The following is a 24,345-nucleotide window of genomic DNA, read 5'->3' on the forward strand; positions in this document are numbered from 1 at the left end:
GCACAGCCATCAGTGCTCGCGAGTCTTGCGCTTACCGGTGCTCGGTCGGGCGTCCCACAGTGCCTGGGTGGCCTTCTCTGCCGGGGTGGCCATGATGCCGGACGGCGCGAAGATCCGCGACGGCACGGCCAGGTCCTCGTTGGTGGCATTCGAGTGGGTCTTCCATGCATTCCAGGTGGCCTGCAGCGCGGTGAAGATCACGATGACGGCGAGCGTGACGAAGACGATCGACAGGATGCCCTGCACCATGGTGTTGCGCACAACGGCCTCCATCGCCGCGACCGAGGTGGCCGTGCCGAAGCTCGTCTCGCCGTCGGCCAGCGCCTGGGAGAACGCGGCGTTCTGTGCGAAGTAACCCACCGACGGCACGGTCGAGAAGATCTTCATGATCGAGGCCGTGATGGTCACGACGGCCGCGAAGCCGAGCGGCACCGCCACGATCCAGATGTACTTGAACATGCCGCGCTTGGCCACGATGGCCATGCACACGGCCAGGGCGATCGCGGCGAGCAGCTGGTTGGCGATGCCGAACAGCGGGAACAGCGTGTTGATGCCGCCGAGCGGGTCGGTGACGCCCATCACGAGCACCGCACCCCAGGCCGCCACCATGATGCCGGTGGTGAGCCAGGCGCCGGTGCGCCAGGAGGTGTCCTTGAACTTCGGGAAGAAGTTGCCCAGGCTGTCCTGCAGCATGAACCGGGCCACGCGGGTGCCGGCATCCACCGCGGTGAGGATGAACAGCGCCTCGAACATGATCGCAAAGTGGTACCAGAACGCCATCATGCCGCTGCCGCCGGCGACCTGTTGCATGATGTTGGCCAGGCCCACCGACAGGGTCGGCGCGCCGCCGGTGCGCGAGACGATGGTCTCCTCGCCCACGTTGAGCGCGGTCTGGGTGAGCAGCTCCGGGGTGACACTCACGCCCGTCAGGCCCAGGCCGTTCACGAACGCGGCCGCGCCCTGCACGGTGCCGCCGGTGAGGGCGGGGGACGCGTTCATGGCGTAGTAGATGCCCTGGTCGATCGACAGCGCGGCCACGAGTGCCATGATCGCCACGAACGACTCCATCAGCATGCCGCCGTAGCCGATGAATCGGCTCTGGCGTTCCTTCTCGATCAGCTTGGGCGTGGTGCCCGAGGCGATCAGGGCGTGGAAGCCGGAGAGGGCGCCGCAGGCGATGGTGACGAAGAGGAACGGGAAGAGCGTGCCGCTGACGACGGGACCGGCGCCACTGGTGGCGAACTCGGTGACGGCGGGCACGGTGATCTCGGGCCGCACGACGATGATCGCCACGGCGAGCATGCCGATCGTGCCGATCTTCATGAAGGTGGAGAGGTAGTCGCGGGGGGCCAGCAGCAGCCAGACCGGCAGGATCGCGGCGATGAAGCCGTAGACGATGATGCCGATGGCCAGCGGCACCTTGTCGACGGTGAACAGCGCAGCTCCCCACGAGGTGCCGGCGATGGCGCCGCCGCCGACGATCGCGGCGATGAGCAGTACGAAGCCGATGATCGAGATCTCGGTGACCTTGCCCGGACGGAAGAAGCGCAGGTAGCAGCCCATGAACAGGGCGATCGGGATGGTCATGCCGACCGAGAAGACGCCCCAGGCGCTTTCGGCGAGGGCGTTGGTCACGACGAGGGCGAGGATGGCCACGATGATGACCATGATCGTGAGCGTGGCGATCAGGGCGGCGGTGCCGCCGACCCGGCCGAGCTCGTCGCGGGCCATCTGGCCCAGCGACCGGCCGCCGCGACGCATCGAGAAGAACAGCACCAGGTAGTCCTGTACGGCGCCGGCGAAGACCACGCCGACGATGATCCAGATCGTGCCGGGCAGGTAGCCCATCTGGGCGGCCAGTACCGGTCCCACCAGGGGGCCGGCGCCGGCGATGGCGGCGAAGTGGTGGCCGAAGAGCACCCGGCGGTCGGTGGCGGCGTAGTCCTTGCCGTCGGCCTTGTACTCGGCGGGCGTGGCCCGGCGGTCATCCGGGCGCAGCAGGTGCTTCTGGATGTAGTTGGAGTAGAACCGGTACCCGATCAGGTAGGTGCAGATCGCGGCGAAGACGAACCAGATGGCGTTCACGGTCTCGCCGCGCACCACGGCCAGCATCACCCAGCTCAATCCACCGAGCAGCGCGATGGCCACCCAGATCGCGATCTTCACCGGCGTCCAGTGGGCTTCTTCGGCCTCGTGGATTGTCGGGTCCAGGGCCACCGGCGGCAGCGCGGGGTCCTGGGTGAGGTCTGGTTCGTTGATCGCGTCGTGCGGAATCTTGGACGTAGCGTCCATATTCTCCCCTTTGAGATGCAGAGAAACTCACAGCTGATTGCCGGGTAACTCCCTAACGGTAACAGCCGAGAACTCCTCAGGAGAGGCCTTTAGTCCTGCGTGTGTCGCGCAGACGTCCTCCCCGCCGGCCTCGCTCAGGGGTGTGAGGCGCTGGTGAAGACGTCGTTTGGGGGTGACCGTGGTCTGGCCCCGGTGGTGCAGCTGGCGGCTCAGCTGTCCGAAGACATTGGTCACCGATTCGACGTTGAGGTGCCCGATCACCGTGCGCTGAGGCAGGAACCCCCGGTGGTCGCGAAGTCCACCACCAGTTGTTCGGTGATGAGCCCGGAGTGCGCAGGGTGAGGGCGAGGCCGTCAGGCGGCGAGGGGCGTGCTGCGGGGTGGGCAAAGCTCGTCAGCAGGCGCCATGCCCGCATCGCTAAAATGGACGAATCCGTACCCGGGCCCCTGCCCGGCATTTTGACCATCCTTTTGGACCATTGGAGCCACCGTGGCCGCACTTTCCCGTCTTGATTCCGTCATCGCCCTCGCCCGCCACCGCGGCTTCGTGTTCCAGGCCGGTGAGATCTACGGCGGTAGCCGGTCGGCCTGGGACTACGGGCCCCTCGGCGTGGAGCTGAAGGAGAACATCAAGAAGCAGTGGTGGCGCTTCATGGTCACCAGCCGCGACGACGTCGTGGGCCTGGACTCCTCCGTCATCCTGCCGCGTAAGGTCTGGGAGGCCTCCGGCCACGTCGAGGTGTTCTCCGATCCGCTGATCGAGTGCACCAGCTGCCACAAGCGCTTCCGCGAAGACCACCTGGTGGAGGAGTTCGAGGAGAAGAAGGGTCGCCCGCCCGAGGGCGGTGTGGATGGCATCGCCTGCCCCAACTGCGGCAACCGGCACACCTGGACCGAGCCGCGCGCGTTCTCCGGCCTGCTCAAGACCTTCCTCGGCCCGGTCGACGAAGAGGCCGGGATGGTGTACCTCCGCCCCGAGACCGCGCAGGGCATTTTCGTGAACTTCGCCAATGTGCTGCAGGCCGCGCGCATGAAGCCCCCGTTCGGCATCGGCCAGATCGGTAAGAGCTTCCGCAACGAGATCACCCCCGGAAACTTCATCTTCCGCACCCGCGAGTTCGAGCAGATGGAGATGGAATTCTTCGTCGAGCCCGGCACTGACGAGGAGTGGCACCAGTACTGGATCGACCAGCGGATGGGCTGGTACACCGGCCTCGGCATCAACCCGGAGAACCTGCGGCTATTCGAACACGCCCAGGAGAAGCTCTCGCACTACTCCAAGCGCACCGTCGACATCGAGTACCGCTTCGGCTTCTCCGGCAGCGAGTTCGGCGAGCTGGAGGGTGTGGCCAACCGCACCGACTTCGACCTCAAGACGCACTCCGAGGCATCCGGCAAGGACCTCTCGTACTTCGACCAGACCAAGAACGAGCGCTGGGTCCCGTACGTGATCGAGCCCGCGGCCGGCCTCACCCGCTCGCTCATGGCGTTTCTGGTGGATGCCTACCACGAGGAGGAAGTGCCCAACGCGAAGGGCGGCGTCGACAAGCGCACCGTGCTCAAGCTCGACCCGCGCCTGGCCCCGATCAAGGCGGCCGTGCTGCCCCTTTCGCGCAATGAGGCCCTCTCGCCGATGGCCCGCTCCCTGGCCGCGCGCCTGCGCGAGTCGTGGAACGTGGACTTCGACGACGCCGGCGCCATCGGCCGCCGCTATCGCCGCCAGGACGAGATCGGCACCCCGTACTGCATCACGGTGGACTTCGACTCGCTCGAGGACCAGGCCGTGACAGTGCGTGACCGCGACACCATGGCGCAGGAGCGGGTGCCCCTGGCCGAGCTGGACGCGTACCTGGCCGTGCGACTGCGCGGAGCCTAACCGCCGCGCGTCCGGTCGCGCCCGGCATTCGGTCGCCCCCGGTCGGCGCGCCCGGTCCCATAACGGCGCCCGGTCCCATAACGGCGCCCGACCCGCATATCGCGTGATGCGGGGTAGGCGCCGTTCTGCGGGTGGCGCGCCACCCGCGTAGCGGCGCTGTGCCCGCATGGCTGCGGATGCCGCGCTCTCGGGTCTCCGGTTGTCCCTGTGTTCGTAGCGTGCCCCCGCGCGGCAGCGGATGCTCCGCGCGACGTGCTCTGCGGGGTAGGCGCCGTTCTGCGGGTGGCGCGCCACCCGCGTAGCGGCGCTGTGCCCGCATAGCTGCGGATGCCGCCCACGCCGCCGCCCCCGCGTAGGCCTGTGCCGCCCTCCGCACGGCCGCGCCGCCGCGGCGTTACGGCAGGGTCAGGTCGATCACGGTGACACCGGCCGCGGGCAGCGGCGCCGACATCGCGGCCAAGGCCGCCGGCGCATCCGCCAACGGGATGCGGTGGCTGATCAGGTTTTGCGGGCGCAGTTTGCCGCTGGCCACGAGGGCCATCAGCTCGGGGTAGTCGCCGGCGGGCATGCCGTGGCTGCCGAGCACGGCGAGCTCGCGGCCGATCACCAGGCCGAGTGGCAGGCGGGGGTCCTCGGCGAGCAGGCCGATCTGCACGTGCCGCCCGTGGGTGGCCAGCGAGCGGATGGCGATGCCCACGGTGTTCTCCCGGCCGAGCGCCTCCACCGACACCTGGGCGCCGCCATCGGCGAGCAGGCGCACCCGCTCCACCACCGCGGCGTCGGTCATGCCGGTGGAGTTGACCGTGTAGGCGGCGCCGGCACGGGCCGCGGCGGCCAGGGCGTCCACGCTGATGTCCACGGCGATCACCCGGGCGCCCAGGGCTGTGCCGATCATCACGGCCGACAAGCCCACCCCGCCACAGCCGATCACCACGAGGGTTTCGCCGGCCACCAGTTTCGCCTGGTGCACGAGGCCGCGGTACGACGTGGCGAACCGGCAGCCGAGCAGGGCGGCGGCGCCGGCGTCGAGGGAATCCGGTACCGCGATCAGGTTCACATCGGCGTGGTGCAGGGCGACCCGTTCGGCGTACGACCCCCAGTGGGTGAACCCGGGCTGCGTCTGGTAGCGACAGACCTGCGCGTTGCCGCCGGCGCACTCCGGGCAGTCGCCGCAGGCACAGACGAACGGCACGGTGACCCGCTGGCCCACCGTGAACCTTCGCACGAGCGGGCCGACGGCGTCGATCACGCCGACGAGCTCGTGGCCGGGAACGTGAGGCAGGGCGATGCCGGCGTCGTGGCCCAGCCAGCCGTGCCAGTCGCTGCGGCAGAGTCCGGTGGCCTCGACCCGCACCACGACACCGGCGGCGCTGGGCTCCGGATCGGCCACCTCGCGCACGACGGGCAGCTCCCCGAACTGATCGAACCAGACGGCTTTCACGTCAGAACCACGCTCCGCTCAGAACCACGCCCGGCTCACCACCGGGCCGGGCCGATGAACCGACCACATCAGGACGCGGCGTCGGAGATGCCGACCACCGCGGGCAGTTCGGACGGTGCCTCCGTCGACTCCGGCAGGGTGACATCGATGCCGAACAGAGCGTCGAGCCCGCCGAGGAACGCATCCTGGTCGCCGGCCCTGGCGAGCTCGCGCGAGCGGACCATGGGGGTGTGCAGCAGCACGCCGGCGAGGTGCCGCAGGGCGGACTCGGTCGCCTCGCTGGTGTCGCCGCGCTTCCTGGCCCGCGCGATCTCACCGTCGAGGATGTCGAAGACATGGCAGCGCAGCGCCACGACGGCCGGTGCCAGGCTCTGCTCCTCGGCCACGGCGGAGAACTTCTTGGCGGCCCGGCCCACCAGCTTGCGAGCCTCGCTGGTCGCATTGAGCTGTTCGAGGGGCGCGTGGATGCGGATTGTCTCGAGGTCGAGCAGCTCGACTCCGGGCACGTCGCTGACGTCTGGGTCCACGTTGCGGGGCAGGCCGAGGTCGATCACCAGTTGGCGGGCGTCGTCCGGCTCAGTGCCGACGGGGCAGGTACGCACGCCATCCGGCCCGGCCACCAGGGCGGGGACCTCCGTGGCGTGCTTCGCGGCCACGAGGGCGCGGCCGGCGGTGAGGATGCCCGCGTCGATGACGTGGTGCTCCGCGGTGGTGCAGGTGAGGATCAGGTCGGCCAGGGCGGTTTCGTGGGCCAGTTCGGCGGCATCCGTCAGCACGGCCCCGATGTCGTGTGCGGTGGCGAACTTCACGGCGCGGCCGGACGGTGAGTAGACCCGCACGTCGGTGACGCCGAGGTCGCGGAGGGCCGCCAGCGACGCGCCGGCGTACCGGCCGGTGCCGACCAGCAGCACCCGGGTGTGCGCCCAGTCGGTGACCCGGCTCTCGGCCAGTTCGAGCGCGAGACGCACGAGCGAGCGGCCGGCGGCGCCGATGCCGGTGCGGTTCTTCACGCCGCGGGAGGTCTGGGAGGCACGCTGGAACAGCCGCTCGAGTTCGGGACTGGTGGTTCCGGCGGCGCGGGCCTCCTCGAGGGAGCGCCGAACCTGCCCGGCGATTTCGCCCTCGCCGACCACGACGGACTCGAGTCCGCTGGTCACGGCGAAGAGGTGCTCGGCCACGCCGTTGCCGTGCACTACGTCGAGCGTGTCGCGGAGCAGGTCGGCGCTGACGCCGGTGCTCGCGCTCACGGCGTCGATCGCGGCATAGACCGCCGGAAGCGGGGAGACCCCGAACGGTTCGTCGAGGTCGAGGTAGGCCTCGAATCGGTTGCAGGTGGCCACGACCACGGCCCCGTTGAGGGCATCGTGACCCGTGAGCATCCCGCCCGCCGCTGCATCCGCGCCAACAGACAGCTTTTCGAGCACGTCGAAGCTGGAGTTCTTGTGGTTCGCGGACAGACAAATCAACACCGCTTGATTCTACGTTGTGTCGAACAACACCTCGAATCGTTCCCCCAGCTTATGTAGAGGACAATCGAGGGTGATGAACCTCGACACGACGCACCCACTTTCTTCCGGCCTCACCTCGGACTCCCGCCTGGTGCGGGCCTACCAGGGCACCCGCCCTGCCGTGACCCCGGTGTGGTTCATGCGCCAGGCCGGCCGCTCCCTTCCCGAGTACCGCGAACTGCGGGTGGGCACCCGGATGCTCGACGCCTGCCTGGACCCCGCGATGGCCAGCGAGATCACCCTGCAGCCGATCCGCCGGCACGGCGTCGACGCGGGCATCCTGTTCAGCGACATCGTCGTGCCGCTCAAGCTCGTGGGCGTCGACGTGGAGATCGTCGCCGGCAAGGGCCCGGTGCTCGCCGAGGCCGTGCGCACCGCCGCGGATGTCGACCGCCTCATCGCCCTGGACCCTGCCGTGCTCGACACCGCTTTGGCCCCCATCAGCGAGGCCGTCGCCCTCACCGTCGCCGCGCTGGGCTCCACCCCGCTGATCGGCTTCGCCGGGGCGCCGTTCACCCTGGCCGCGTACATCGTCGAGGGCGGGCCGTCCAAGGACCACATCCACGCCCGCACCCTGATGCACTCGGACCCGGAGGCCTGGACCAAGCTGATGGCCTGGACCGCCGAGGTGACCGGCCGGTTCCTCCGCGCCCAGGTGCTCGCCGGTGCCAGCGCCGCGCAGCTGTTCGACTCCTGGGCCGGCGCCCTCTCGCTCGACGACTACAGCCGCTTCGTCGCCCCGGCGTCCACCGCCGCGATCGGGCATGTCCGCGACCTCACTTACGTGGAGTCCGCCGGTGACCTGGCCGCGGACCCGGAGTCGATCCGCCGCAATGTTCCGGTCGTGCACTTCGGTGTCGGCACCGGCGAGCTGCTCAAGGCCATGCACGGTATCGGCGCCGACGTCGTCGGCGTGGACTACCGGGTGCCCCTGGATGAGGCCAGCCGGCGCCTCGGCGGCGTCGTGCCCGTGCAGGGCAACATCGACCCGGCCCTGCTGAACGCGCCCTGGCCGGTGCTCGAGGCGCACGTCCTCGACGTGCTCGAGCGCGGCCGCACGGCGCCGTCCCACGTGCTCAACCTCGGCCACGGCGTGCCGCCGGAGACGAACCCCGACGTGCTCACCCGGCTGGTGCAGTTCGTGCACGAAACCACGTCAACTCCCTCCCCCGCGGAGCGCCCCGCCTCGTAGCGCACCGCTTCCGGGAGCCGCTCACCAGAGCCCAGCTCACCAGAGCCCGTGCCGGCCGCAGACGCCGGCGGAAAGCAAGGTCATGAAGGACGTCTTGGTCATCGGCGGAGGTGTCGCCGGTCTGGTGGCCGCCCGCGAGTGCGCCCACCTCGGGCTCAGCGTTGTTGTGCTGGAGGCAGCCGGCACGCTCGGCGGGGCCGTGGTCGGCCACGAGGTCGCCGGCCTGCAGCTGGACGCCGGAGCGGAGAGCTTCGCCGTGCGCGGCAACACCGTGGCGGCATTCATCGCCGACCTCGGCCTCACCGATCAGATCGTCGAGCCGAACCCGGCCGGCGCCTGGCTGCACCTGCCCGGGCACCGCCCCGGCGGCGCCCCCGTGTCGGTGCCGCTGCCCAAGGCCGGCGTGCTCGGCATCCCCGGGTCGCCGCTGGCCGAGGATGTGCGTCTGGCGATCGGCTGGTCCGGGGCGCTTCGCGCCTATGCCGACCGGCTGATTCCGGTGCTCAAGATCGGCCGGGAGCACAGCCTGGGCGCGCTCGTGAGCAAGCGGATGGGCCAGAAGGTGCTCGATCGCCTGGTCAACCCGGTCGCCGGCGGGGTCTATGCCACCGCGGCCGCCGATCTCGAGGTGGACGTCGTGGCCCCCGGCCTCAACCGCGCCCTCACCTCGGCCGGGTCCCTCTCCGGCGCGGTCACCGCAATGCGCACCGCCGCGCCGGCCGGTTCCGCCGTGCGCGGGTTGGACGGCGGCATGCACCGCCTGGTCGACGCCCTGGTCGCCGACCTCGGGCGCTACGACGTCCAGATCCGCACGCACGCCGCCGTGACCGGCTTCACGCCGGTCGACGTGCCCAAGACCGGCGCGGACGGCAGCCAGACGACCAGCCGCAGCTGGGTCGTCGAGTTCGCCCCGACGACGGATGCCGACGCCGCAGCCGACGCCGCAGCCGGTGACACGGCCGCCGCGAACGCCGCCTCCGCCGACGCACCCGACGCACCCGCCACGCCGGCCGAGCCGCGCACGCTCGAGGCCCGGCACGTGATCCTCGCCGTTCCCGCCGCCGCCGCCCTGGGCCTGTTGGCCCCGCTCGGCACCGACTTCGCCGCCCTCGCGGCCCTGGACTGGCCCGCACCGGCCGCCGTCGAACTGGCCACCTTGGTGCTCGACGCGCCGGCGCTGGACGCGCACCCGCGCGGCAACGGAGTGCTCGTGGCCGAGGGCACCCCGGGGGTCACCGCCAAGGCGATCACCCACGTCACCGCCAAGTGGGCCTGGGTGGATGCCCTCACCCCGCCCGGCCGGCACATCCTGCGACTCTCCTTCGGCCGCGCCGGCGCCCCGGTGCCCACACTGAGCCTCAGCGACGCCGAGCTGCAGCAACTCGCCGTGCACGACGCCGCGGCGATCCTCGGTGTCGACCTCGCCGGAGCCCCGGTTGTGGGATTCGCCCGCACCCTGTGGAGCGACGGCCTCTCGCCCGCGACGATCGGCGCGCCCGAGCGCATCCGCCGGGTGCGGGAGAGGGTCGAGGCCACAGCCGGCCTCGACGTCACCGGCGGCTGGCTCTCCGGCACCGGCCTGGCCTCGGTGATCCCCGATGCGCTCGCCGCGGGTATCCGCGGCAGACGGGCAGTGCTAGACCTCTGATCAGGACTGATTCAGGCGTTGCACACACGTGCCTCCCCGGGCCGGGGGGTTACGCTTGGCACTACATGAACGTAACGGAATGGAGTCACAATGCGGGGAAAGCTTCTGTTCATCACGGGTGGCCTCGTCGGCTACGTGCTGGGTGCACGCGCCGGACGTAAGCGCTACGACCAGATCGCGTCGGCCGCCTCAGACCTGTGGAACCGTCCTCCGGTGCAGCGGCGCGTGAACGAGGTCAAGGACTTCGCCCTGGAGCGCGTCGGCGACGTGCCCGGCGCCCTGTACGAAGCGGGCAAGAAGGTCGCCTCGGCCGTCGCGAACAAGTCCGACAAGACCAAGGATGCCGCGGCATCCCCGTCTGGCATCAAGCGTGGCACCACGCCCGGCGAGGCCACCGCGGCCACCAAGGCCGCCGCCTCTGCCACGAAGTCCGCCACGGCCGCCGCGGCCTCTGCCACCTCCGCGGCCGAGTCCGCCCAGGCCGCAGACGACACCACGGCCGCGCAGTAACCTCACGACGACAGTCCAAGGAAGGATGCCAGTGAGCAACAGCGGGTACAACCCCAAAAGCAAGCAGTCACTGTTCACGCTCCTCAGTGAGCTTCCTGGCCAGATCACTGATCTGGTCAAGGCCGAGATTGACGCCTTCAAGGCCGACATCTCCGGCAAGGCGAAGAATGTCGGCATCGGCCTGGGCCTCTTCATCGGCGCGGCGGTGTTCGCATTCTTCGCGATCATCGTCTTCATCGCGTTGGCCGTCATCGCGCTCGACCTGGTGCTGCCGCTCTGGCTGGCGGCACTGATCGTGGCCGTCGCGCTACTCCTCATCGCGGTGATCCTGGCCCTGATCGGGCTCAACCGGGTCAAGAAGGGCACCAGCCACGATCCGGAGGGCGTGACCGCGAGCATCCAGAAGGACGTCAACGCATTCAAGGGAGTTGGCGAATATGAGCACTGACAAGACCCCGGATACCACCCCGGACACCACCCCGGACCACCGGAGTACGGCCGAACTGCGCGCCGAAGCCGACCGGGCGCGTGCCGCGCTCGCCGGCACCCTGGACGCCATCGAGTACAAGCTCAACGTGCCCAAACAGATCAAGATCAACACCCGACGCTTCACCCTGGGCCTGCATAGGCTCGGCGAGGACAACCCCATCGCCCTGGCCGGCATCGCCCTCGGTGCTGCCGCCACGGTGGGAACAGTCGTCTGGTGGGGCGTCAAGACGGTCCTCGACCGCCGCTGAACGGCCGGGTGGGCTGGGCTACTTTTGGCTCTCCGGGCAAAGCGGTAGAGACTAGTACACATGACTCACCCGGCTGCCGGAGAGGCAGTAGACAAGACCGTGCCCACCCCCGAATCACACACCTCGTCCGAGGCTGAACCCACCGAGGCTTCCCCCTCCGGATTCACCCTGTTCACGGTGCTGCGCAAGGACCCGTCCAACCCCGACGACCTCGACGGCCGTGACGTGCCGCGCTTCGTCGACGAGCTGGACGACATCATCGCCCTCGTCGAAGCCGAGGGCGTGACCTTGCGCGGGATCTACGACGTCTCCGGCCTCCGCGCCGACGCCGACGTGATGCTCTGGACCCACGCCGACGAGGCCCAGACCCTGCAGTGGGCCAACCGGGAGCTGCGCCGCAGCCGTCTGCTCAAGAGCCTGCTGCCGACCTGGAACGCCATGGGCGTGCACCGCGACGCCGAGTTCAACAAGAGCCACGTGCCCGGTTTCCTCCGCGGCGTCGAGCCCAAGGGCTGGCTCACCGTCTACCCGTTCGTGCGCAGCTACGAGTGGTACCTGCTGCCGGAGTCCGAGCGCAGCCGGATGCTCGCCGACCACGGCCGCAAGGGTGCCGCATTCCGCGGGGCCATCGCCAACACCGTCTCGTCGTTCGCCCTGGGCGATTACGAGTGGCTGCTGCCGATCGAATCCGACGAGCTCACCGAGCTGGTCGACCTGATGCGCGAGCTCCGCGCCACCGACGCCCGCATGCACGTGCGTGAAGAGGTGCCGTTCTACACCGGCCGTCGCATCAGCACCGCCGAGCTCGTGGAGGTGCTGCAGTAATGACAAGCTATGACGCCATCCTGCTCGCCGGCTTCGGCGGACCAGAGGGCCAGGACGACGTGATCCCGTTCCTGCGCAACGTCACGCGCGGCCGCGGCATCCCAGAAGAGCGCCTTGAAGAGGTCGCGGTGCACTACCGTCACTTCGGCGGCATCAGTCCGATCAATCAGCAGAACCGCGTGCTGCGGGCCGCCCTGCAGGCCGAGCTGGACCGCCGCGGCATCAACCTGCCGGTGATCTGGGGCAACCGCAACTGGGCGCCCTACCTGCCCGACACCATCGCCGAGGCGCACGCCAACGGCCAGGACCGCCTGCTGGCCATCGCCACCAGCGCGTACAGCTCGTACTCCGGCTGCCGCCAGTACCGGGAGGACTTCGCCCAGGCGCTGGACACCACCGGGCTCACCGGCACGGTGCAGATCGACAAGATCCGCCAGTTCTTCGACCACCCCGGCTTCGTCACCCCGTTCATCACCGGCGTGCGCCAGGGCTTGGCCGATATCGAGGCCCAGATCCCCGGCATCAACCTCGCCAGCGAGGTCGAGGTGCTGTTCTCGACCCACTCGATCCCGTCCACGGATGCCGCCAAGAGCGGCCCAGCGGAGCGCGGCTTCGGCCCTGACGGCGCCTACGCAGCCCAGCACATGGCCGTGGCCGACGTGGTCATGCAGGGCCTCGAGTCCCCGTGGCAGCTGGTCTACCAGTCCCGCAGCGGCCCGCCAAGCATGCCGTGGCTCGAGCCCGACATCAACGACGCCATCGCGCTGCTGCCGGCGCGCGGCATCCGCGCCGTCGTCATCGTGCCGCTCGGCTTCGTCAGCGACCACATGGAGGTCATGTGGGACCTCGACAACGAGGCCACCGAAACGGCCAAGGAGCACGGCCTCTTCTCGGTGCGGGTGCCCACCCCCGGCGCCGACCCGGTCTACGTGAGCGGTCTGATCGACCTCGTCGAGGAACGTCTGAACGACGTGCCAGCCGAGGACCGCCCCGCCCTGACCGACCTCGGCCCCTGGTATGACGTCTGTCGCCCGGGCTGCTGCGAGAACGTGCGCCTCGGCTTCAAGCCGGCGGTCGCTGGAATGGCGCCGTGAGCGTGATCCGCGTCGGCACCCGGGGCAGCGCCCTGGCCATGGCCCAGACCTCGGCGGTCGCGAATCGTATCCAGGCGGCCGTCGGCGGGGACGTGGAGATCATCCCGATCACCACCCACGGCGACGTGTCCCGCGAGTCGCTCTCCAGCCTCGGCGGAACCGGCGTCTTCGCCAGCGCCCTGCGTGAGGCGCTGCTGAACGACGAATGCGACGTTGTCGTGCACTCGTTCAAGGACCTCCCCACCGACCCGTACGCGGGCCTGGTCATCGGGGCGACGCCCAAACGCGCCGACGCCAGGGACGTGCTCTGCGCCCGTGACGGCTTCACCCTCGCCACGCTTCCGGAGGGCGCCAAGGTCGGCACCGGGTCGCCGCGCCGCGCCGCGCAGCTGCGGGAAATGCGACCGGACCTTGAGGTCGTCGACATACGCGGCAACGTGGGTACCCGCCTCGCCCTGGTCACCGACGAGACACTGCACGCCGTCGTGCTCGCCGCCGCGGGCCTGGGCCGGCTGGGCCTGCTCGAGAACATGGCCACCGACTACCTCGAGCTCTCCGACTGGCCCACCGCGCCCGGCCAGGGCGCCCTGGCCATCGAGGTGCGCCAGGGCAAGCCCGACCGCCTGCTGACCAAGGCCCTCGCCGTGCTCAACCACGCCACCACCCAGGCCACCGTCACGGCCGAGCGCCACGTTCTCGCCCGGCTCGAGGCCGGCTGCGCCGCGCCGATCGGTGCGACCGCCGTGATCGACGACGGCCTGCTCTTTCTCACCGCCACCGTGTACAGCCCGGACGGCACCCGCCGGATCACGGCCTCCCACGCCGCGACTCCCGAATCGCACTCCACCGCCGACCTGCAGGATGCCGCCCTCGACGTCGCCGAACGCGCCGCCCGCGATCTCCTGGCCGGCGGCGCCGCCGAGTTCGCCCCCCTGTCGGTGACCTCGTGAGCGCCGTGCGGCACAACCCCGACAAACCGCTGGCCGGCTGGCGCGTCCTCGTTCCCCGCGGCGGGCCCTGGGGCGACCAGGTCGCCGCCAACCTGCGCAGCCGCGGCGCCCTGCCGGTCGTCGCACCGATGATCAACTTCGCCCCCACCGACGACGCCGCCGCCCTCGACACGGCGCTGACCAAGCTCGCCGCCGGCGAATTCGACTGGATGACCGTCACCAGCGCCACCACCGTCGACGTGCTCTCCTCGCACCGCGCCGTCGTGGCACCGGGCACCCGCATCGCCGCCGTCGGTGAGACCACCGCGGCCGCCCTCGTGGCCGCCGGCTACCATGTCGACATCGTCCCGTCAGAGGACAACTCCGCCAAGGGCCTGCTCGCCGACTGGGAGGCCGCCACCCACGGCGTCATCCCTCTGCGCGTGCTCACCTTGCGCTCCGAGATCGCCAAGCCGCTGCTCACCGAGGGCCTGCGCCGGATCGGCCACAACGTCGAGTCGGTCGTGGCCTACCGCACCGTGGGCGTCCCGGTCTCGGACCGGGTCTTGGCCGACGTCAAGGCCGGCCGGGTGCACGCGGTGCTGGTCACCAGCGGCAGCGTCGCCCAGCAGGTGCAGGACCAGCTCGGTCCCATTCCCGAGACCACCCTGGTGGCCTGCATCGGCCCGCGCACGGCGAAGGATGCGGCGGCCATCGGCCTGCGCGTCGACGTCGTCGCCGACGAGCGCAGCGCCGAGTCCCTCATCGAGTCCCTCGTGCGTCTGGCCCCCCGCGACCTCTAACCCACCCCCTCACCCCACGGCCCGGTCGTTGCGCATAACTCCTGCAATTTCCGGGTCGCTGGGCAGCGGATACCGGAATTCCGCGGAAGTCTAACCCGCCGCCTGAATTCTGCAGGAGTAGTGCTCCCCTCAGCGGGGCGGGGCGGGGCGGCCGGGCGGGTTCGGCCTGCCGTGCCCGCACTCAGGCGGGAGGCCTAGGCTGGTCGGGTGATAACCCCCGTCATCCGCCCGCGACGACTGCGCAGCACCCCCGCACTCCGCCGCCTGGCCAGCGAAACCCGTGTCCACCCCGCCGAGCTCGTCCTGCCGATGTTCGTGCGTGAGGGCAACGACTCCACCCCGATTTCCTCGATGCCCGGCGTTGTGCAGCACAGCATCGACGGGGCCCGCCGCGCCGCGGCCGAAGCGGCTGCGGCCGGCATCGGCGGCGTGATGCTCTTCGGCGTGCCCGCGGTGCGCGACGCCACCGGAACGGGAGCCACCGATCCCGACGGCATCCTGAACGCCGCCACCCGCGCGCTCGTCGCCGAGGTGGGCGACGCCCTCGTGGTGCAGACCGACCTGTGCCTGGACGAATTCACCGACCACGGCCACTGCGGCGTGCTCGCCGCCGACGGCCACGTCGACAACGACGCCACCCTGCTGCGTTACAACGAGATGGCGCTGGCCCAGGCCGAGGCCGGCTCGGCGTTGCTCGGCCTCTCCGGCATGATGGACGGCCAGGTCGCCTCGGTGCGTGCCGCCCTCGACGACGCCGGCCACGCCGAGACCGCCGTGCTGGCCTACTCGGCCAAGTACGCCTCCGCCTACTACGGCCCGTTCCGCGAGGCCGTGCAGTCCACCCTGGTCGGCGACCGCCGCACCTACCAGCTCGACCCTGCCAACCGCCGTGAGGGCGTGCGCGAGGCCCGCATCGACATCGACGAGGGCGCCGACGTCGTGATGGTCAAGCCCGCGGGCAGCTACCTCGACGTGCTCGCCGAGGTCGCCGCCGAGAGCCCGGTGCCCGTCTGGGCGTACCAGGTCTCCGGCGAGTACGCCATGATCGAGGCCGCCGCCGCGCAGGGCTGGATCGACCGCCGCCGCGCCATCGAGGAGTCGGTGCTCAGCATCCGCCGGGCCGGCGCCGACGCCATTCTCACCTACTGGGCGGTCGAACTTGCCGCCTGGCTGACCGAAACGGATGCCCGATGACCCGCACCACGCACAACGACGAGCTCTTCGCCCGCGCCCAGCTCTCCATCCCCGGCGGCGTCAACTCGCCGGTGCGCGCCTTCCGATCCGTCGGCGGCACCCCGTTGTTCCTGGTGAAGGCGGCCGGGGCGTACGTCACCGACTCGGACGACCGCGAGTACGTCGACCTGGTCAGCTCCTGGGGCCCGGCGATCCTCGGCCACGCGCACCCCGCCGTGGTCGCCGCCGTGCAGGAGGCCGCCGCCCTGGGCCTGTCGTTCGGTGCCTCCACCCCCGGCGAGACCGTGCTGGCCGAGCTGATCAAGAGCCGGGTGGGCGCGATCGAGAAGCTCCGCCTGGTCTCCACCGGCACCGAGGCCACCATGACGGCCATCCGCCTGGCCCGCGGCTTCACCCAGCGCGACCTGCTGATCAAGTTCGCCGGCCACTACCACGGCCACTCCGACGGTCTGCTGGCCGAGGCCGGCTCCGGCCTGGCCACCCTGGCCCTGCCCGGTTCGGCCGGCGTCACCGCGGCCACCGCCGCGCAGACCCTGGTGCTGCCGTACAACGACCTGGGCGCCGTGCGTGCCGCGTTCGAGGCCTACCCCGGCCAGATCGCCGCCGTGATCACCGAGGCCGCCGCCGCGAACATGGGCGTCGTCGCCCCGGATGCCGGCTTCAACGCGGCCCTGTGCGACCTCGCGCACGAGTACGGCGCGCTGCTCATCGTCGACGAGGTGCTCACCGGCTTCCGGGTGCACTCCGGCGGCTTCTGGGCGCTGCAGGCGGCGGACGGCGAGAGCTACACACCCGACCTGTTCACCTACGGCAAGGTCATCGGCGGCGGGCTCCCGGTCGCCGCCCTCGGCGGCCGTGCCGACGTGATGGACTTCCTGGCCCCGGCCGGCCCGGTCTACCAGGCCGGAACGCTCTCCGGCAACCCGGTGGCCGTGGCCGCTGGTATCGCCACCCTGACGGCGGCCGACCACACCGTGTACGCGCGGCTCGACGAGACCGCCGAGCTGCTCGCCGACGCCGTCTCGAGCGCGCTCTTCGCGGAGGGTGTGGCGCACAGCGTGCAGCACGCCGGCAACCTGTTCAGCTTCGTCTTCGGCCAGGAAGCGGCCGTCGCCCCGCCGCGAAGCTACGCGGAGGTCAAGCTCCAGGAGACCTACCGGTACGGGCCGTTCTTCCACTCGATGCTGGAGAGCGGCATCTCGCTGCCGCCGTCGGTGTTCGAGGCCTGGTTCGTCTCCGCGGCGCACGACGGCGACTCGATCGGCAAGATCCTCGAGGCGCTGCCCGCAGCGGCCAAGGCCGCCGCCGAGGCCCGCCCCGCGGTCTAGCCCGGTCGACGGCCAGGCCTTCCGCTAACTGTTCCCGAAGCGGACAACTGCACCCGGCGCACCGGGTGCATTTGTCCGCACGGGCACCAGTTAGCCGGGTTTCTGGGCAGGTTCCACCGCGGCGGCGTTACGGCTTTGTGAGTTAGCGACAGGGGGTTTTCCAGTCGGACCGGGCAGACTGGGGCAATGGCTTCTTTGCGCGTACATCCCGACCGGCTGGAGATTCACCTGACGCCCGCGGAGAAAACGCTGGCCTTCCGCCGAGAGAACGTGGTGATCCAGCGGGACAACATCCGGTCGGTGACGATCACGGATGATCCGTGGATCTGGGTGCGCGGCATCCGTGCCCCCGGCGCACTCGTGCCACTGGTCGTGGCCGTCGGCGTGTGGAAGTTCCACGGCGGCAAGGACTTCCTGGCCATCAAGCGCCGCCGCCAGGCCGTCGTGATCGACCTGACCGGCGACGATTTCGCCAGGGTGATCCTGTCGACCAACCACGCGCCAGACCTCATCGCATCGCTCAAGCTCGAAGCCACCGACGCCCAGGACGTGCCGGAACTGGACGAGTCCGTCGCGCCGTCGGCCGAGTCGACCGAGACCACGACGCCGGCCGAGTCGGCCGGGTCGGCCGAGCCGACCGCACCGACCGCACCGACCGCACCCGTAAAGCCGGCCAGACGCACGCGTACCCCCAAGCTCGTCAAGCCGGTCGAGGAGACCGACACTGCGGAGCCGACTTCTCGTGCCAAGCCCGCCAAGCCCTCCGAGCCTGCCAAGCCCGCCAAGCGGGTCAGTCCGGCCCAGGCCGTCGCGGCCGCCGAATTCGCTGAAACCGCCGGTTCGGCCGAGTCCGCTGACGTCGCCGGTTCGGCCGACCCCGCAGCGCCGGTCGACCTCTCTGCGCCGGTCAAGCCGGCCAAGCGGGCATCCCGCGCCAAGGTGGCCCCGGCCGTCGACCCCACCACCGAGCCGGTCGCCGACCCGACCGCGGAGCTTCTCGCGGAGTCTGCCGACCGGCCCGAGGCATCCGCCTAGATCACCCCTGCCGGGTCAGCGAACGGTGCTGGCCCGCACGTGGATGCGTTCGCCGGTCTGGCCGAACAGGCTGATGATCTCCGTGGGCTCCGGCCCCGCGCTGTCGAAGGCGTGCGGCACGCGGGTGTCGAATTCGGCGACCTCACCCACCCCGAGGAGCATCACGTGCTCACCGAGCGCCAGCCGGAGCCGCCCGCTGAGCACGTAGAACCAGTCGAAGCCCTCGTGGGTGCGCTGCTCCAACGGCTCGTCGCTGGTGCGGCCGGGGATGATCACTTTGAAGGCCTGCAGCCCGGCGGCGGTGCGGCTGAGCGGCACGAAGGTGCGGCCGTGGCGGGTGAACGGTCGCTGGTCCAGGCGCGGGTCGTCCTCGGCCGGTGAGCGCACCAGCTCGTCGAGCGTCACGTCGTGGGCGGCGGAGAGGGCCAGCAGCAGCTCCAGGGCTGGTTTGCGCTGTCCGGACTCAAGCCGCGAGAGGGTGCTCTCGGAGATCCCGGTGGCCGCGGAGAGTTGCGCCTGAGTGCGCCCGCTCTGCAGGCGCAGCGCGCGGAGCCGGGCGCCCACGGTCTGCAAGACGGATGGCGTGTTTGAGGTCATCCTCATATCGTGCCAGATCGGCAAGCCAAGTTGCGCTCCTCGTGCGAGCCTCGTCCCGCGAAAACGAGTTTGTGGTTGCTCAGCGCACCGAGGCAGCCACACGGCCGCTCTCGCGGACTCAGGCGAGGCGGTCGAGGAACGCGATCGTGCGCGCCAGGATGAGTTCGGCGATCTCCTCGTCGTACTCGCTGAGGCTGGGGTCTGCGACCAGGTGAGCCGAGCCCGGGTAGATGAACAGCTCGGCAGCCCCGGCGTCCTCGGCCAGTTGCTCCACCTCGAGCAACTCGATCCACTCGTCCTCCGCGGTCACGTGCAGTTGCAGCGCCACCGTCGCGGGCCAGTCCGACCCGAACATCGCGGCCGGAACCCCGCCGTGGAACAGGACCGCGCCGAGGGCGCCGCTGCGGGTCTGGGCGAGCTTCTGGGCGGGCAGGGTGCCCAGCGAGAAGCCGGCGTAGACGGTATCCGGCCCCATCGCATCCGCGGCCCGTTCGCCACGCTCGATGATGGTGTCGAAGCCGGTCTTCTCGGCGTGCGCGACGCCGGCGTCGATGGTGTCGAAGGTGAGGCCGTCGTAGAGGTCGGGCACGACGACGTTGTGGCCGGCGTCGCGCAGGCGTTGGGCGAAGTCCGTCACCCCTTCGGTGAGGCCTTGCGCGTGGTGGAAGAGGATGACGTGGGTCACAACGGTCCTTTCGGCGGGGTCCTGCCGGCCGGGATCTCTAGGCGAACAGGAAGAGGATGAATCCGATCAGCGGCAGCGTACCCTGGGTGAGGGCAGACCTGACCTTGCCGGAACCCGAAGTGGTCAGAACTATCGCGGCTATGAACATCGACGCCGTGCTGAACAGGATCAGTGCCGCCCCGGCCTGCTCAGGCCCGCCGAAGTAGAGGAACAGTCCGATGACGGCGCCGACCGCCAGAAAGAGGTTGTAAAAACCTTGGTTGTAAGCCAGAACCCGGGTTGTCTCCGCCTCGGTCTGGCTGGCCAGGCCGAAGCGCTGCCAGATCTTCGGCTGGGTCCACCAGGCGCTCTCCATCAGGAAGATGTAGACGTGCAGGACGGCCGCGAGTGCGACGAAAACGGATGCGAGGAGGCCCATTCCGTCAGCCTAGCCGGGGGTCGCCGGCCCGCGAGGGCGCGTCCCGTGCGATACGCGGGGTCAGCGTCGCACGCTGACGACGGTGCGGCCGTGCAGCCGGCCGGCCAGGATGTCAGCGGCGGCGGCGAACGCGTCCTCCAGCCCTATGACCGAGGTCAGGCTGTCGAGCAGATCGAGGTCGAGGTCGGTGGCGAGGTGCGCCCAGGCCTCCTCGCGAAGCGGCAGCGGGGCCTCGACCGAGTTGATGCCGGCCAGGGTGACGGCTCGCAGGATGAAGGGCATCACGGTGGTGGGTAAGTCGGCGCCCTGGGCCAGGCCGCAGGATGCCACCACGCCGCCCTGGTGCGTCTGGGCGAGGATGTTGGCGAGGGTGAAGCTGCCGACGGAATCGATGGCCCCGGCCCAGCGCTGGGTCTGCAGGGGCTTGCCGGCCTCGTCGAGGGTGTGCCGGTCGAGGATCTCGGCCGCTCCCAGCCCGCGCAGGTAGTCGCCGAGCTCACCGCCGCGGCCGGTGGAGGCGACCACCCGGTAGCCGCGCGCCGCGAGCAAGGCGATGGCGATGGAGCCCACGCCCCCGGCCGCGCCGGTGACGAGCACATCGCCGGAGTCAGGGGTCACCCCGCCACGTTCGAGGGCGAGTACGGCCAGCATGGCCGTGAAACCGGCGGTGCCGATGGCGGCGGCACGCGAGGCGCTCACCCTTTCCGGCAGCCGAACCAGGGAGCCACCGGAGACGCGAGCGCGCTCCGCGAGGCCGCCGTGGTGGCTCTCGCCGATGCCCGCGCCGTTCAGAATGACTCTGTCGCCGACGGCCCAGCGGGGGTCGGAGCTCGACTCGACGGTGCCGACCAGGTCGATGCCCGCGATCAACGGCCAAACCCTGGCCACGCCGGGCCGGCCCAGCAGGGCCAGGCCGTCCTTGTAGTTGATACTGGAGAATTCCACCCCGACGGTGACATCACCGTCCATCAGGGTGTCGTTCCCGACCGTGGTCAGGGCCGAGGATTGAGTGCGTTTGCCCGACTCATCCTCGGTACGGGTGACGATGATCGCGCGGAACTCGGTAGCAGCCATGCCTTCACCCTAGACCCGGGATCAGTGCCGGATCCGGGCGGATACCGGGCCTTTCTGCCCGGAACTTGCCTAGGTGACGTCGCGTTTCCAGCTGATGAAGTAGCCACCGACCGTGGCGAGCAGCCCGTAGGCCAGCAGCACCAGGCCGCCCTGCCAGCTGGTCAGAAGCGCTCCGCCTGGGCTGGCCAGGGTGAAGAAACTCTCTCCCACGAGGGCGTCCGATGCGGCGCCGGGCAGGAACTTGCCGATGTCGGCGGTGATCTGGGTGAAGGTGGACGCGAAGCGCAGCAGGGGTTCGATGAATTGGGTGAACGCGAGCACGATCACGATCGAGGCCACCTGGCTGGGCACGAGCACCCCCAGGCCTACTCCGATCACGGCCCAGATCGCCATTGCGAGCACGGTGCGGCCGATCAGCCCCCAGGTCTCACCGTCGGCCAGAAGCGGGTCGATCCCGAAACCGCCCAGCACCAGCGCGCCGATCCCGACGGACGCGGCCAGCGCCACCACACCGAGCGCCGCGCCCATCACGAACAACGCCACGGTCTTGGCACCGAGCACCCGGCCGCGCTTCGGGGTGGCGAGGAACGTGGGGGTGAGGGTCTGGTGCCGGAACTCACCCGTGGTCGCCAGCGCACCCAGCAGCACGGGGAACACGTAGCCGACCGAGGCGGCGAAGCTGTAGATCAACGGAGGAAAGCTGCCCAGGCCGGTCAGGCCGGCGGTGCCGCCGCCGCTGTTCACGGCATCGGGGCTGATGACACCGCTGTCCAGGCCGCCGAACAGGGCGGACAGGCCGCCCGCGATCAGGGCGATGTAGCCGAACAGGACGAGAGCGAGGATCCACCACATCCGCGTGGTCAGGATCTTGCTGAATTCGGCGGCCACGGGGCGCAGGATCAGGTTCACAGCGAGTCGCCTCCTTCGACGAGGGCGAGGAAGGACTCTTCCAGGCCCGCCTTCTGCCGGTGCAACACGTTCAGTTCGACTCCGGCGGCGAAGGCGATATGTCCCACCTGGCCGGGGTCGGGCACGGCGACGATCAGGCCGGTGCGGCCGGAGGTGAAGGCCAGTCCTGCCTCGGTGAGGGCGGTCACGAGGGCGTCCCGGTCGGGGGAGTCCACGATGACCTGCGGGGCGATGTTGGTATCGAGGCTGGACAGCGGGCCGGAGTGCACCAGCTCGCCCTTGGCGATGATGATGACGTCGTCGACGCTCTGCTGCACCTCGCTGAGCAGGTGGGAGCTGACCAGCACGGTGCGTCCCTCGGCAGCCATGCTGCTGAGGAAGCCGCGGATCCACTTGATGCCTTCCGGATCGAGGCCGTTGATCGGTTCGTCCAGGACCAGCACGCCGGGATCGCCCAGCAGCGAGTAGGCCAGGCCCAGGCGCTGGCGCATGCCAAGCGAGTAGCCGCCGACCCGCTGGGTGGCGTGTTCGGCCAGTCCCACGGTGTGCAGCACCTCGGCGACCCTGGTGCGAGGAATGCCGGCGGCTGTCGTGTACACGCCGAGGTGATGGGCGGCGGTGCGGCCGGGGTGGAAACTGGCGGCCTCGAGGGCCGCGCCGACGGTGTTCAGCGGTCTGGGCAGATCGCGGTAGCGCAGCCCGCCGAAGGTGGCGGTGCCCGACGTCGGGGCGACGAGGCCCAGCAGCATCCGCAGTGTGGTGGTCTTGCCGGCGCCGTTCGGGCCGAGGAAGCCGGTGACCCGGCCGGGCTCGACGGTGAAGGACAGGTCGTCCACCGCCGTGATCTGGCCGAACCTCTTGGTGATGTTGGTGAATTCGATGACAGCGCCGATCGGCATCCGTGTCCCCTTTGTTGCTTGGTGCCCAGCTTATGGGGAGAACGGGCCGGTCCGCCGGGGTTTTTTCGGCCAGGCCGACAGAATCAGGGCCGAAGGCGGTCAGCGGGGCGCGAACTCGGTGACGGCCGCGAGGAGCGCGTCGATCTCGCCGTCGGTGCTGTACGGGGCCAGGCCGATGCGCAGCGCCCCGGTCTCGCCCAGGCCCAGGTGCCGGGAGGCCTCAAGCGCGTAGAACGAGCCGGAGGGGGCGAGGATCCCGCGCTCGAACAGGAACTCGGTGGCGTCGGCGGCGGGCCGGTGTGCGAATCCCACCAGCACCGTCGGGGTGCGCTCGGCGGAGCGGGAATACACCGTCACCCCGGGCAGGGCGGCCAGTCCGGTCTCCAGCCGGCCGCGGAGGGCATCCTCATGCGCCTCGGCCAGTCGCAGTGAGGTGCGGAGGCGTTCCCGGCGGCTGACGCTGGGGCGCGGTGCCACCCCGGTGGCCAGCTCGCCGAGGCCGGCGAGGAAGTCGACCGCGGCGATGACCCCGGCCAGGGTCTCGTAGGGCAGGGTGCCGAGTTCGAAACGCTCAGGCACCGCATCTGTCGAGGGCAGCAGTTTGTCGGGGTGGATGCCGGCCAGACGCGCCGGGTCGGCCGCGAGCACCCCGCAGTGCGGGCCGAAGAACTTGTACGGCGAGCAGACGAAGAAGTCGGCGCCGAGCGCGGCGAGGTCAACGTATGCGTGCGGCACGTAATGCACGCCATCGACGAAGAGCAGTGCCCCGGCCCGGTGCACCACGGCGGCGATCTCGGCGATCGGCGGCCGGGTGCCGATCAGGTTGGAGGCGGCGGTCACCGCGACGAGGCGGGTGCGGTCGGTGAGTACCGCGGCCACTGCGGCCGCGGGCAGTTCCCCGGTGGCGGGGTCGAAGTCCGCCCAGACCACTGTTGCACCCGCGTGACCGGCGGCCTGCAGCCACGGGCGGATGTTGGCGTCGTGGTCGAGCCGCGACACCACGATCTCGTCGCCGGGGCCCCAGTCCCGGGCGAGGTGGCGGGAGAAGTCGTAGGTGAGTTGGGTGGCGCTGCGCCCGTAGACGATGCCGAGCGGGTCGGCGCCGAGAAGGTCGGCCATCGCCGAACGAAACCCGGTGACGGCGTCGTCGGCGTTTCGCTCGGAGAGGCTGCGGCGACCGCGGATGGACAGCGGGCCGGTGAGGGTGTCGAGAATCGCCTGCCCCACGCTCCGCGGGGTCTGCGTGCCGCCCGGACTGTCGAAGTGCACGGTTCCGGCGGACAGTGCGGGAAAGTGGGCGCGGATCGATTCGACGTCGTAGGTCACCCCGCCATCCAAGCATTGATCCGCCG

23 protein-coding genes are annotated in these 24,345 nt (G+C 70.4%); 13 read left to right on the forward strand and 10 right to left on the reverse strand.

What is annotated here, in order from left to right; genetic code table 11:
* Window positions 1-9 precede the first annotated feature (9 nt).
* On the reverse strand, window positions 10-2,292 hold the full coding sequence (locus BJQ95_RS00470) for a carbon starvation CstA family protein (protein ID WP_130176424.1): 2,283 nt from the start codon (window positions 2,290-2,292) through the stop codon (window positions 10-12).
* 489 nt (window positions 2,293-2,781) lie between these two features.
* Between BJQ95_RS00470 and BJQ95_RS00475 the strand changes: the two genes are divergently transcribed.
* A complete protein-coding gene (locus tag BJQ95_RS00475) occupies window positions 2,782-4,167 on the forward strand; it encodes a glycine--tRNA ligase (RefSeq protein ID WP_130176423.1) in 1,386 nt (461 codons plus the stop codon).
* A gap of 394 nt (window positions 4,168-4,561) precedes the next feature.
* Here the strand turns inward: BJQ95_RS00475 and BJQ95_RS00480 are convergent, their stop codons facing one another.
* The gene (locus BJQ95_RS00480) at window positions 4,562-5,608 is read right to left on the reverse strand and encodes an alcohol dehydrogenase catalytic domain-containing protein (protein ID WP_130176422.1); all 1,047 of its coding nucleotides are present in this window, start codon (window positions 5,606-5,608) and stop codon (window positions 4,562-4,564) included.
* Between the two features lie 68 nt (window positions 5,609-5,676).
* Complete coding sequence (locus tag BJQ95_RS00485; RefSeq protein ID WP_130176421.1) at window positions 5,677-7,077, reverse strand: glutamyl-tRNA reductase; 1,401 nt, start codon at window positions 7,075-7,077, stop codon at window positions 5,677-5,679.
* 73 nt (window positions 7,078-7,150) lie between these two features.
* Here BJQ95_RS00485 and hemE point away from each other — a divergent pair, with 73 nt between their 5' ends.
* From hemE to BJQ95_RS00545, 12 genes are all read left to right on the forward strand, one after another.
* On the forward strand, window positions 7,151-8,308 hold the full coding sequence (hemE, locus tag BJQ95_RS00490) for a uroporphyrinogen decarboxylase (RefSeq protein WP_130176420.1): 1,158 nt from the start codon (window positions 7,151-7,153) through the stop codon (window positions 8,306-8,308).
* Window positions 8,309-8,390: 82 nt separating this feature from the next.
* A complete protein-coding gene (locus BJQ95_RS00495) occupies window positions 8,391-9,956 on the forward strand; it encodes an NAD(P)/FAD-dependent oxidoreductase (RefSeq protein ID WP_130176419.1) in 1,566 nt (521 codons plus the stop codon).
* A gap of 90 nt (window positions 9,957-10,046) precedes the next feature.
* Complete coding sequence (locus tag BJQ95_RS00500) at window positions 10,047-10,466, forward strand: hypothetical protein (protein WP_130176418.1); 420 nt, start codon at window positions 10,047-10,049, stop codon at window positions 10,464-10,466.
* Between the two features lie 31 nt (window positions 10,467-10,497).
* Window positions 10,498-10,914, forward strand: coding sequence for a phage holin family protein (locus BJQ95_RS00505; RefSeq protein ID WP_165384852.1), 417 nt, complete (start codon window positions 10,498-10,500; stop codon window positions 10,912-10,914).
* Window positions 10,904-11,203, forward strand: coding sequence for a DUF3618 domain-containing protein (locus BJQ95_RS00510; RefSeq protein WP_130176416.1), 300 nt, complete (start codon window positions 10,904-10,906; stop codon window positions 11,201-11,203). The genes BJQ95_RS00505 and BJQ95_RS00510 overlap by 11 nt, the downstream gene beginning before the upstream one ends.
* A 60-nt stretch (window positions 11,204-11,263) precedes the next feature.
* A complete protein-coding gene (hemQ, locus tag BJQ95_RS00515; protein WP_130176415.1) occupies window positions 11,264-12,028 on the forward strand; it encodes a hydrogen peroxide-dependent heme synthase in 765 nt (254 codons plus the stop codon).
* Window positions 12,028-13,122 carry a ferrochelatase gene (locus BJQ95_RS00520; RefSeq protein WP_130176414.1) on the forward strand — a complete coding sequence of 365 codons (1,095 nt, stop codon included), beginning with the start codon at window positions 12,028-12,030 and terminating at the stop codon, window positions 13,120-13,122. The genes hemQ and BJQ95_RS00520 overlap by 1 nt, the downstream gene beginning before the upstream one ends.
* On the forward strand, window positions 13,119-14,072 hold the full coding sequence (gene hemC, locus BJQ95_RS00525) for a hydroxymethylbilane synthase (protein WP_130176413.1): 954 nt from the start codon (window positions 13,119-13,121) through the stop codon (window positions 14,070-14,072). Before BJQ95_RS00520 ends, hemC begins: the two co-directional genes overlap by 4 nt.
* The gene (locus BJQ95_RS00530) at window positions 14,069-14,854 is read left to right on the forward strand and encodes a uroporphyrinogen-III synthase (protein WP_240694597.1); all 786 of its coding nucleotides are present in this window, start codon (window positions 14,069-14,071) and stop codon (window positions 14,852-14,854) included. Before hemC ends, BJQ95_RS00530 begins: the two co-directional genes overlap by 4 nt.
* A 210-nt stretch (window positions 14,855-15,064) precedes the next feature.
* Window positions 15,065-16,048: a porphobilinogen synthase gene (gene hemB, locus BJQ95_RS00535; protein ID WP_370688403.1), complete on the forward strand. Its 984-nt coding sequence runs from the start codon at window positions 15,065-15,067 to the stop codon at window positions 16,046-16,048.
* Complete coding sequence (gene hemL / locus BJQ95_RS00540) at window positions 16,045-17,376, forward strand: glutamate-1-semialdehyde 2,1-aminomutase (RefSeq protein WP_130177140.1); 1,332 nt, start codon at window positions 16,045-16,047, stop codon at window positions 17,374-17,376. Before hemB ends, hemL begins: the two co-directional genes overlap by 4 nt.
* 186 nt (window positions 17,377-17,562) lie before the next feature.
* The gene (locus tag BJQ95_RS00545; RefSeq protein WP_205750080.1) at window positions 17,563-18,411 is read left to right on the forward strand and encodes a hypothetical protein; all 849 of its coding nucleotides are present in this window, start codon (window positions 17,563-17,565) and stop codon (window positions 18,409-18,411) included.
* Between the two features lie 15 nt (window positions 18,412-18,426).
* Here the strand turns inward: BJQ95_RS00545 and BJQ95_RS00550 are convergent, their stop codons facing one another.
* From BJQ95_RS00550 to BJQ95_RS00580, 7 genes are all read right to left on the reverse strand, one after another.
* The gene (locus BJQ95_RS00550) at window positions 18,427-19,008 is read right to left on the reverse strand and encodes a helix-turn-helix domain-containing protein (protein ID WP_130177139.1); all 582 of its coding nucleotides are present in this window, start codon (window positions 19,006-19,008) and stop codon (window positions 18,427-18,429) included.
* Window positions 19,009-19,126: 118 nt separating this feature from the next.
* Window positions 19,127-19,693 carry a dienelactone hydrolase family protein gene (locus tag BJQ95_RS00555; RefSeq protein WP_130177138.1) on the reverse strand — a complete coding sequence of 189 codons (567 nt, stop codon included), beginning with the start codon at window positions 19,691-19,693 and terminating at the stop codon, window positions 19,127-19,129.
* Window positions 19,694-19,730: 37 nt separating this feature from the next.
* Entirely contained in the window at window positions 19,731-20,111 is a 381-nt protein-coding gene (locus BJQ95_RS00560) for a DUF1304 domain-containing protein (protein ID WP_130177137.1), read from the reverse strand.
* Between the two features lie 60 nt (window positions 20,112-20,171).
* Window positions 20,172-21,185: an MDR family oxidoreductase gene (locus BJQ95_RS00565; protein ID WP_130177136.1), complete on the reverse strand. Its 1,014-nt coding sequence runs from the start codon at window positions 21,183-21,185 to the stop codon at window positions 20,172-20,174.
* Window positions 21,186-21,254: 69 nt separating this feature from the next.
* Complete coding sequence (locus BJQ95_RS00570; RefSeq protein WP_240694676.1) at window positions 21,255-22,094, reverse strand: ABC transporter permease; 840 nt, start codon at window positions 22,092-22,094, stop codon at window positions 21,255-21,257.
* Window positions 22,091-22,993 (reverse strand): ATP-binding cassette domain-containing protein, encoded by a 903-nt coding sequence (locus BJQ95_RS00575; protein ID WP_130177135.1) that lies wholly within the window; start codon window positions 22,991-22,993, stop codon window positions 22,091-22,093. The genes BJQ95_RS00570 and BJQ95_RS00575 overlap by 4 nt, the downstream gene beginning before the upstream one ends.
* Window positions 22,994-23,092: 99 nt before the next feature.
* The gene (locus BJQ95_RS00580) at window positions 23,093-24,319 is read right to left on the reverse strand and encodes a cysteine desulfurase-like protein (RefSeq protein ID WP_130177134.1); all 1,227 of its coding nucleotides are present in this window, start codon (window positions 24,317-24,319) and stop codon (window positions 23,093-23,095) included.
* Window positions 24,320-24,345: the final 26 nt, after the last annotated feature.

The organism is Cryobacterium sp. SO1, from assembly GCF_004210215.2.
GTDB lineage: Bacteria > Actinomycetota > Actinomycetes > Actinomycetales > Microbacteriaceae > Cryobacterium.